The 9950-nt window shown below is 67.7% G+C and carries 9 protein-coding genes; 2 read left to right on the top strand and 7 right to left on the bottom strand.

The genetic code is table 11. The annotated features are described in order from the left end of the window. The 3 genes from rpoB to RMN86_RS00235 all read right to left on the bottom strand — a co-directional run. Positions 1-2924: DNA-directed RNA polymerase subunit beta (gene rpoB, locus RMN86_RS00245; protein WP_309603813.1), on the bottom strand; the 2924-nt coding region annotated here is incomplete at its 3' end. Positions 2925-3279: 355 nt separating this feature from the next. After that, positions 3280-4092, bottom strand: a complete 813-nt coding sequence (locus tag RMN86_RS00240) for a sterol desaturase family protein (RefSeq protein WP_309603812.1) — start codon at positions 4090-4092, stop codon at positions 3280-3282. A 90-nt stretch (positions 4093-4182) separates the two neighbouring features. Then, complete coding sequence (locus RMN86_RS00235) at positions 4183-5259, bottom strand: helix-turn-helix domain-containing protein (RefSeq protein ID WP_309603811.1); 1077 nt, start codon at positions 5257-5259, stop codon at positions 4183-4185. Between the two features lie 80 nt (positions 5260-5339). Here RMN86_RS00235 and RMN86_RS00230 point away from each other — a divergent pair, with 80 nt between their 5' ends. Beyond that, a complete protein-coding gene (locus tag RMN86_RS00230) occupies positions 5340-6746 on the top strand; it encodes a serine hydrolase (RefSeq protein ID WP_309603810.1) in 1407 nt (468 codons plus the stop codon). Between the two features lie 2 nt (positions 6747-6748). Here the strand turns inward: RMN86_RS00230 and rplL are convergent, their stop codons facing one another. The 4 genes from rplL to RMN86_RS00210 form a co-directional block, all read right to left on the bottom strand. After that, positions 6749-7132 carry a 50S ribosomal protein L7/L12 gene (rplL, locus tag RMN86_RS00225; protein WP_309603809.1) on the bottom strand — a complete coding sequence of 128 codons (384 nt, stop codon included), beginning with the start codon at positions 7130-7132 and terminating at the stop codon, positions 6749-6751. Positions 7133-7180: 48 nt separating this feature from the next. After that, a complete protein-coding gene (rplJ, locus tag RMN86_RS00220) occupies positions 7181-7696 on the bottom strand; it encodes a 50S ribosomal protein L10 (RefSeq protein ID WP_309603808.1) in 516 nt (171 codons plus the stop codon). A gap of 275 nt (positions 7697-7971) precedes the next feature. Then, positions 7972-8436: a type II toxin-antitoxin system VapC family toxin gene (locus tag RMN86_RS00215; protein WP_309603807.1), complete on the bottom strand. Its 465-nt coding sequence runs from the start codon at positions 8434-8436 to the stop codon at positions 7972-7974. Beyond that, positions 8436-8681, bottom strand: a complete 246-nt coding sequence (locus tag RMN86_RS00210) for a type II toxin-antitoxin system VapB family antitoxin (protein WP_309603806.1) — start codon at positions 8679-8681, stop codon at positions 8436-8438. Before RMN86_RS00210 ends, RMN86_RS00215 begins: the two co-directional genes overlap by 1 nt. A gap of 155 nt (positions 8682-8836) precedes the next feature. On the opposite strand from RMN86_RS00210, the gene RMN86_RS00205 reads away from it, so the two are divergent. Next, positions 8837-9950: acyl-CoA dehydrogenase family protein (locus RMN86_RS00205; RefSeq protein WP_309603805.1), on the top strand; the 1114-nt coding region annotated here is incomplete at its 3' end.

The raw sequence follows: 9950 nt of genomic DNA, 5'->3' as shown, positions 1-9950 counted from the left end.
TCGTCGTCGCGGTCCTTGCCCAGGCGGTCGATTTCCGCCCGTTCGATGGCCAGGGCGCGTTCGTCCTTGTCGACGCCGTGCCGGTTGAACACGCGGACCTCGACGATCGTCCCGGCCACGCCCGGCGGCAGGCGCAGCGAGGTGTCGCGGACGTCGGACGCCTTTTCGCCGAAGATGGCGCGCAGCAGCTTTTCTTCCGGGGTCATCGGGCTTTCGCCCTTGGGGGTGACCTTGCCGACCAGAATGTCGCCCGGCAGGACCTCGGCGCCGATCGCCACGATGCCGGCCTCGTCGAGGTTGCGCAGCGCCTCCTCACCGACGTTGGGGATATCGCGGGTGATCTCTTCCGGACCCAGCTTGGTGTCGCGGGCCATGACCTCGAACTCCTCGAGGTGGATCGAGGTGAAGATGTCGTCGCGCACGATGCGCTCGGAGATCAGGATCGAGTCTTCGAAGTTGTAGCCATTCCAGGGCATGAAGGCGACGAGGGTGTTACGCCCCAGCGCCAGTTCGCCCAGGTCGGTGGACGGGCCATCGGCGACCACGTCGCCGGCGGCGATCCGGTCGCCGACACGCACCAGGGGACGCTGGTTGATGCAGGTCGAGGTGTTGGACCGTTGGAACTTCTGCAGGCGGTAGATATCGACCCCGGGCTTGGTGGGGTCGGTCTCTTCCGTCGCGCGGACCACGATGCGGGTGCCGTCGATCTGTTCGACAATGCCCGGACGGCGGGCCACGACGACCGCGCCGGAATCCACGGCGACGATGGATTCCATGCCGGTGCCGACCAGCGGCGCGTCCGTCTGGATCAGCGGCACGGCCTGCTTTTGCATGTTCGAGCCCATCAGGGCGCGGTTGGCGTCATCGTTTTCCAGGAACGGGATCAGCGACGCGGCGACGGACACCACCTGCTTGGGCGAGACGTCCATCAGATCGACGTCGCCCTTGGGCAGGAGGCCCGGCTCGCCGTTCACCCGGCCGGGGACCAGATCGTCGACGATGTAGCCGTCCTTCAGGGTGATGTTGGCCTGAGCGATGACGTGCTTGGCCTCTTCCATGGCCGACATATAGACCACCTCGTCGGTGGTCCGGCCGTCCTTGATCCGCCGGTAGGGGCTCTCGATGAAGCCATACTTGTTGACCACCGCATGGGTCGCGAGCGAGTTGATCAGGCCGATGTTCGGGCCTTCCGGGGTCTCGATGGGGCAGATCCGCCCATAGTGCGTCGGGTGCACGTCGCGGACTTCGAAGCCCGCCCGCTCGCGGGTCAGACCGCCCGGGCCCAGGGCCGAGAGGCGGCGCTTGTGGGTGATTTCCGACAGCGGGTTGGTCTGGTCCATGAACTGCGACAGCTGCGAGGAGCCGAAGAATTCGCGCACGGCGGCGGCCGCCGGCTTGGCGTTGATCAGGTCGTGCGGCATGACCGTGTCGATATCGACCGAGCTCATCCGCTCCTTGATCGCGCGCTCCATGCGCAGCAGGCCGACCCGGTACTGGTTTTCCAGGAGCTCGCCGACCGAGCGCACCCGGCGGTTGCCGAGGTTGTCGATGTCGTCGATCTCGCCGCGGCCGTCGCGCAGGCCGACCAGGGTCTTCAGCACCGCCAGCACGTCGTCCTTGCGGACCACGCGCACGTCGTCGGGGCAGTCAAGCTCGAGCCGCATGTTCATCTTGACGCGGCCGACCGAGGACAGGTCGTAGCGTTCGCTGTCGAAGAACAGCGACTTGAACATCGCCTCGGCGGCTTCCACCGTCGGCGGCTCGCCCGGGCGCATGACGCGATAGATGTCGAACAGCGCGTCCTCGCGGGCGGTGTTCTTGTCAACGCGCAGGGTATTGCGGACATAGGCGCCGACGGTGACGTCGTCGATGTCCAGCACTTCCAGGGTCTTGAAGCCCTGCTCTTCCAGCGCCGCCAGCAGCTCGGGGTTCAGTTCGTCGCCAGCCTCGGCATAGATTTCGCCGGTCTCGAAGTTGACGAGGTCCTTGGCCAGGTACTTGCCGGTGAGCGCCTCGGGCGCCAGCAGCAGGGTCTTCAGGCCGGCGTCGGCGAACTTCTTGGCGTTGCGGGCCGAGACCTTGGTGCCGGCGGGCGCGATCTCTTCGCCGGTCTCGGCGTCGATCAGCGCGAATTCCGGCTTCACGCCGCGCCAGCGGTCGGGCTGATAGGCGGTGGCCCAGCCGCCGGCCTTGCCCTTCTTCTCTTCCCGCTTGGCGTAGGACAGGGTGTTGTAGAAGGTCGAGAGGATCTCCTCGCCATCCATGCCCAGCGCCATCAGGAAGGTGGTGGCCGGGAGTTTGCGGCGACGGTCGATGCGGACGAAGACGATGTCCTTGGCGTCGAACTCGAAGTCGAGCCACGAACCGCGATAGGGGATCACGCGCGCAGCGAACAGTAGCTTGCCCGAGGCGTGGGTCTTGCCCTTGTCGTGGTCGAAGAACACGCCCGGCGAGCGGTGCATCTGGGAGACGATGACCCGCTGGGTGCCGTTGACGATGAAGGTGCCCTTCTCCGTCATCAGCGGGATGTCGCCCATATAGACATCCTGCTCCTTGATGTCCTTCACCGAGCGCGCGCCGGTTTCCTCGTCGGTCTCGAACACGATCAGGCGCAGCTTCACCTTCAGCGGCGCGGCGTAGGTCATGTCGCGCTGGACGCATTCCTCGACGTCGTACTTGGGCTCCTCGAACTCGTAGGAGACGTATTCGAGCACGGCGCGCTCGTTGAAATCCTTGATCGGGAAGACCGACCGGAACACCGCCTCGATGCCCTCTTCCTTGCGATCGGCCGAGCGGGTCTCGCGCTGCAGGAACTGTTCGTAGGAGGAGCGCTGAACCTCGATCAGGTTCGGCATCTGCACGGCCTCGGGGATACGGCCGAACGACTTGCGGATCCGCTTCTTGCCGGTGAAGGATTGCGCCATGTTTTTCCCTTGAGGACGCGCGGGAACAGACTCCCGGCGTCGGTCTTATGGTCCGTACGTCCACCCTCAACCTTCCCTTGCGGGAACGCCGGACGCTCGAAGGCTCCCCGTTTCGTCGGGAGCGCCCCTTCGCATGGTCGCAGGGCGACGGACCATGCCTCGGGACATTTGACGCACGAAATCCGGCTCACGAGAGCGCACGCGTGCGCGTCACGGGAATCGGAGGTTTTCGCGAAGGAGCTCAGATAGGACGTTTCCCGCACGGGGGGAACCCCCCTGCCCCAAGAAAAATGTGACGGCGCCGGACTTTCGCCCAGCGCCGTCCCGGCCGGCCCCGGCGTCTAGGCCCCGGCGTCTAGGCCTCGGCGGGAGTCTCGGCGGACCGGCCCAGGGTGAGGTAGGGTCGGCGCGCCACCTCGGCGAAACGGGCATGGTACTGCGGGTGTTCGGTGCCCAGCCAACGATCCCACCAGGTGAACCAGGGGGCGAAGTTGTAGCCGGCCTGGGCGTGGTGCAGGTCGTGGTGGGTGGTGGTGGTCAGCCAGTCGAGCCAGGGTCGCCCGTCGGGCCGCGCCGGGGTCAGCTCATAGCCGGCGTGCAGGATGGTGTTGCGGAAGATCTGGTGAAACATGAAGATGTCGATCACGCCCCACGGGGTCGGAAAGATCGCCGGCCAGATCGCCACGAAGGCGACCATCAGCAAGGCCTCGCCCAAATCGAAACTGTAGGCGGTGAACGGCGAGGGGTTGTTGCTGCGATGGTGGCGCCGGTGGAATGTGCGGAACCAGCGCGGCCGGTGCATCCAGCGATGGGTCCAATAGATCCAGGCGTCCTGGGCGACGATCATCACGGCTAGGCTGATCAGGAACCACGTCAGGCCCCAGTGCTGGGCCAGCTTCGCCATCGGAAACAGCCCCGCGCGCTCGGCCAGGTCGATGCCGATGCCGACGGTGGAAAAGACCGCGATCGAGCGCAGCGAGAACAGGAGCTCGACAATCAGCTGGCGCGCGGGCGGCGTTTCTTCGCGAATCTTGCGCGGGCGCAGGACGCGGGCCAGGGCGATCCAGAGCGTCAACCAGACGGCCACGGCGAAAATCGCATAGCGCTGTCCGTCGTGCGCCAGTCCGCGCACCCACATCTGGCCGATGTCGTCGAGGCTGGTGTGCATCAGAGGTCTCCGTGCGTCTGTTGCGCGAAGGAGGCCGGATCGAGCCGCGCAGGTCTCGCCAGCGGCGAAAAACCCTCGCCGGTTTTGAAATCAGACAGACTGTTCGAGACTCGGCGAGGTCTCGCCCAGCGCCTGGCGACGCCATTCCGTCGGCGTCGCCCCCGTGGCCGCGCGGAAAGCGCGGTTGAAGGGTCCGAGCGAGCCGTAGCCGAGGTCGAAGGCGATGGCCGCCACGGTGGTCCGCGCCTCGGCGGGATCGGCCAGCCGGCGCCGGGCGGCGGCGATCCGCGAGGCGTTCAGGAAGTCGGCGAAATTGCGGTGACCCAGCCGGTTGTTGATCAGCCGTCGCAGGCGATGCTCGGGAACGCTCAGCTCCCCGGCGAGCGTGCCGATCGACAGCCCTTCGCGTCGCCAGCCCTCGGCGGCCAGGAAGGTGTCGAGCCTGCCGACCAGCAGGCGGTCGGCGGCCTCGGCGCGGGGATCGGCGGCGGGGTCGCGACGCCGTTGAGCGCCGAACACTTCGGGCCTGGCCTGCAGGAACAGCACCGCGCCAGCGAGGATGAGCGCAGCCAGCATGGCCCCGCCGTAGGGCCTTCCGATCATGAAGGGACGCCAAGGGCCAGCAGGGTCAAGCCGCGAGAGGAAGGAGATCGTCACCTGGCCAACGACAAACGCGGCCACTAGCCCGAACAGCAAGCCCCGCAGGCGGCGGCGTCCCTCGAGCAAGTCTCCACGCCAGCTCCGCACAATCATGTAGCCGGCGTGCACGGCGAACAGACCCGACGCGAGATTGAACGCAGTCCACAGAGGGCCAGAAGCCGCCTGAGGCGCGATCCCCATCGCCAGACCAAGGGCGAGAAGTCCAGCGGCCGGCAAAAGGGTCAGGGGCGTCACCGGCCGGTCCTCGAACAGGGTGGCGGTGAAAAGCCAGAAGATACCCCCGACGGGATAGGCGGTGGCGGCCACGATACTGAGGTGACCGAAAGCGGCCCCAAGCGCCCAGGACTCGGTGACCAGCCAGGCGATGGTGCTGACCCCCAGGAGGACTGTGGCGACCCGCGCGCGCATGCTGACGCGGCTACGCCAGACGCCCATCGAGGTCACCGCCATGGCGCCGGCGGCTATGCCGCGCACGAAGGGGTCCAGGACGGCTATGGAGTCGCTCACGGCTGGACGGTAGCATGGGGCGGCGCGATCAGAAGGGGGTCCTTCCTCATCGGCGCGGGAGCGGCCAAGCCGGCAGCGACATGACGCCGATCCTTGATCGCAGAACCGTCTGGGGCGGGCTCACCGCCCTCCTCCTTCCCGCGGCCCGGGCGCGCGCCGCGACTGACCCGCTGGCCCGGGTCCTCGCGCCGGCGTCAGGCCCGCCGATGGCCTGCGCCGGGATCATCGCCAGGCGCGGCGATGGATCGGCGGCGATCCGGGCCGCGGCCGGGGTGGCGCTGGGGCCGGCGGGGGAGCGCGCCTTCACCCTCGACCAGCCGTTCCGCGTGGCCTCCATCTCCAAGATGGTGGCGGCTTCGGTCTTCCTGCCCCTGGCGATGCGCACCGGGCTCGACCTCGACGCCGACGCCTCGGACCTGCTGGGGTTCCGCCTGCGCCATCCCGCCCATCCCGATGTCGCGATCACGCCGCGCATGCTGCTCAGCCACACCAGCGGCCTGCGCAACGGCCCCTCCTACCCCGTGCCGCTCGGCCGCGCGCTGTCAGAGGCCTTCGTGGTCGGCGGGCGACACTACGACGCCGGCGGCTGGTTCGGGCCGCTGGAGCACCGGCCCGGCGTCTGGTTCGCCTATGCCGACGTGAATTTCGCCCTGGTGGCCCAGATGCTGGAACGGCGCGCCTGCCAGCGCTTCGACATGGTCATGCGCGAGGCGCTGTTCCGGCCCATGGGACTGGACATCGGCTACAACTGGAGCGGGGTGTCGCAAGGCCGCCGCGCCCACGCCGCCGCCGGTCTGCGCCTGGAGAATGGACGCTGGAGCCCGCAGGTGGACGCCCAGGTGGTCCCCGCCCCGCGCGTCGCCTTCAGCCGCGCGCCGGAAAGCCCCCGTCTGGAGGCCCCGATCCTTGAGGCTGGGGACTATCGGCTGGGCGACAACGGCATGGCCTTCTCGCCGCAGGGCGGGCTGCGGCTGAGTGTCACCGACATGGACCGGCTGGCGAGGATGTATGCCGCCGGCGGACGCTGGAACGGCCGCCAGATCCTGCCGCGGGCGGCGCTGGAGGCCATGCAAGCCCGCGCCTGGACCCTCGATCCCGCCCGACCCAACGGCGAGGAAGATGGGGTCTTCCAGAGCTATGGGCTGGGCTGCGAGACCCCGGTGGGCCGGTCGGGGCCCAAGGGCGACGCCTACTTCGGAGCCGATACCGACGACTGGCGCGGCCATTTCGGCGACGCCTACGGCTGGATCACGGCGATGTTCTGGAACCGCCGCGACGGCCGAACCCTGGTCTATGCGTTGAACGGCATGCCGGAGACCGGCCGCCCGCCGGCGCGCGGGTCATGCCTGACCGCGCCGGAGGAGGCGCTGATCGCGCTGGCCCTTCGCGCATGGCAAAAGGGCCGGGATCGCTCCCGGCCCTTCGCCGTAGATGGATCCCGGATGACGGCGGGCGCCGTCTCCGGGATGACTTCAGGCTTGGCCTGAACTCACTTGATGGTGACGGACGCGCCGGCTTCGGTCAGCTTCTTGGCGACGTCTTCGGCTTCCTGCTTGGAGACGTTTTCCTTGACGTTCTGCGGGGCGCCTTCGACCAGGTCCTTGGCTTCCTTCAGGCCGAGGTCCGGGCGGATCGAGCGGACTTCCTTGATCACGTTGATCTTCTTGTCGCCACCGGCGGTGAGGATCACGGTGAACTCGGTCTGCTCTTCGGCGGCTTCGGCAGGCGCGGCGGCAGCGCCACCGGCTGCGGCCACGGCGACCGGCGCGGCGGCCGAGACGCCCCACTTTTCTTCCAGCAGCTTGGACAGATCAGCGGCTTCCAGGACGGTCAGGGTCGAGAGTTCGTCGACCAGCTTTTCGAGTTTCGACATGGGATGATTTCCTTTGAGGTTCGTGTGTGCGTTTTGCGAATTTGACGATCAGGCGGCGTCTTTGGCGGCGTAGGCGCCGACAACACGCGCGAGCTGGCCCGCCGGGGCCTGCAGGATGCCGGCGATCTTGGTCGCGGGCGCCTGGAGGAGGCCGATGAGCTTGGCGCGGAGCTGGTCGAGCGAGGGCAGCCGCGCGAGCGCGGTCACCGAGGCCAGGTCCAGCACCTCTTGACCCATGAGGCCGCCGACAACGGAAAACTTCTCGTTGTCCTTGGCATACTGGGTCGCGACCTTGGCGGCGGAGACGGGGTCTGGCGCGTAGGCGATGGCGACGGGACCCTTGAAGAGGGCGTCGCCCGCTTCGCCGACCGAGCCCGCCAGGGCCTTATGCACCAGGGTGTTCTTCACCACCTTCAGCTGGGCGCCTTCGGAACGAAGTCTGCCCCGCAGATCGGTCATTTCCGCAACGGTCAGACCCATATAGTGGGTCACGACCACGGTGCCGGCCCCGTCGAACACGCCTTTCAGCGTCTCGATGGCGTCCTGCTTTTGAGCGCGGTCCATTGCGGTCTCCATAGGTTAGGCTTCAACGCACGCGAATGCGCACGCCGGCTAGTCACCTGTCCGAAAGGAAAGCCGCAGGCCCAGCGCCCATCCAGGCGGATGGCCGGCGAAACCTCTTCTTCCCGTCTCCCTGCGGCTGAAGGCGGGCCCGCCTTCACGTTCCGGCCCTGGGTGACCCCCGGGGCTACGCAGTTCTTGGACAGGATGGGGCGCGGTCGACTGCGCCCCGTCCATCGCAGCCCGAAGGCAAACGAAAACTCTAAGAGCGGCGGGCTTTACAGGAAGGCGGGGAGAAACTCAACCGCGCACTCAGGCGACCGACCGGGCTTCGGCGACCGACCGGCCTTAGGCGACCGAAATGTCCGTCTGGCTGAACTCGTCCCCCTTGAACAGCAGGGCAGGCCGCGGGTCCTGGCGCAGGCGTAGGCGAAGCAATCGCCCATGTTCAGCCGCGCGGGATGGCGTCCCTTGCCATAGCGTTCGAAGGCGTCGAGGGCGGCATGGCACTCGGCTTCGCCGATCGTCATGATAGAAATGCCGCTGCGGTCGAGGAACGCGGTCACGATGCTTCTGGCGCGACCCACCGGAACGCTCCGGATGCGTGTGATCGCCGTAACCGCTTCATAGATGGCGAGAGCCGACGTCACGCGGCTGTACGATTTCTCAAAACGCGTCACCAGATCGACCGCCTCATCTTCTCTTGCAAGGATCGCCACGATCGCCGGGGCATCCACGAACATCAGACGTCCTCTTCCCCGGACAACCAGTCGAAAAAGGCCTTGTCCGCTTTGAGGCCCGTGGATGGCCGGGACGCGATCTCGTCCTGCAAGTCGCGGAGTCTTTCCAGCAAGCCGGGCGACGAAGCCTCGCGCTTCAACTCTTCACCGACCGTCTGCTTGACCGCCTCGGTGAGACCGATCCCCTTACGCCGCGCGAGTTCACGCACCAGGGTGTTGGTTTCGGGGTCGCGAACGTGGAACGGCATCGGAGCCTCCGGCTATCCGGATAGATGGCATCGGCTTGCCGGATAGCCAAGGCGGGGTTCACGGACGCCTGTTTGCTCGCCCCGCCGCAAACCCCGTGATTGCCGGAGCGTCAAGGGGTCTAGCCTGCGCCCAGGCCGCCACGGGAGATCGCCGGATGCAGATTCGCTGGAACGAGGCCGAACTGGCGTTTCGCGACGAGGTGCGGGCGTTTCTCGACGCCGAGTTGACGCCGCAGATGCGGCGCGACACACGGCGAATGACCAGCGTCTACGCCCCGCATGAGCTCTCCATGGCCTGGCAGGCGATCCTGCACGCCCGCGGCTGGGCGGCGCCGGCCTGGCCGGTGGAGCACGGCGGCTGTGGCTGGACCGCGGCCCAGCGCTACATCTTCGCCAGCGAACTGGCCGCCGCCGGCGCGCCACCGCTCTCGCCCATGGGCCTGGGCATGTGCGGCCCGGTGCTGATCGGCCACGGGTCGCCGGCGCAGAAGGCGCATTTTCTGCCGCGCATGTTGTCGGGCGAACATGTCTGGTGCCAGGGCTATTCGGAGCCCGGCTCCGGGTCGGACCTGGCCTCGCTGCAGATGAGCGCGGTGGCGGCCGGCGAGGACTTCATCTGCAACGGCCACAAGCTGTGGACGACCCACGCCAACGTCGCCAACTGGATCTTCTGTCTGGTGCGCACCAGCCACGAGGCGATCCGCCAGCAGGGGATCACCTTCCTGCTGATCGACATGGCCACGCCGGGGATCGAGGTGCGCCCGATCATCATGCTGTCGGGCGAGCACATCCAGAACGACGTCTTCTTCACCGACGTGCGCGTGCCGAAAGCCAACGTCGTGGGGCAGATCGGCGAGGGGTGGACGGTGGCGAAGTACCTGATGGAGTTCGAGCGCGGCGGCGGCATCTCCACTCCGGGGCTGACGGCGCGCCTGGGCCGCATCCGGGCGCTGGCGGCGGATGAGGCCGACGGCCAGGGGAGACATCTGAGCGATGTGTCGGGGTTCATGTCGCGGCTCAACGCGCTGGCCATCGAGATCGAGGCGCTGGAGGCTGCGGAGCTGCAGATCCTGGCCAGCCTGAGCCAGGGCGACGCGCCGGGCGCGAGGTCCTCGATGATGAAGACCGTCGGCACCGAACTCAGCCAGCGGCTGACCGAACTGGCGCTGGAGGCGTCCGGCGCTTATGGCGCGGCGTTCCAGCCGCACGCCACCCTGCCCGGGGGACCGGTCCCCGGCCCCCGGCCGCCGGCCGACCAGGGCCACGTCG

This window comes from Phenylobacterium sp., assembly GCF_031360265.1.
Lineage (GTDB): Bacteria > Pseudomonadota > Alphaproteobacteria > Caulobacterales > Caulobacteraceae > Phenylobacterium.
This window is presented reverse-complemented; position numbering and strand designations above follow the sequence as displayed.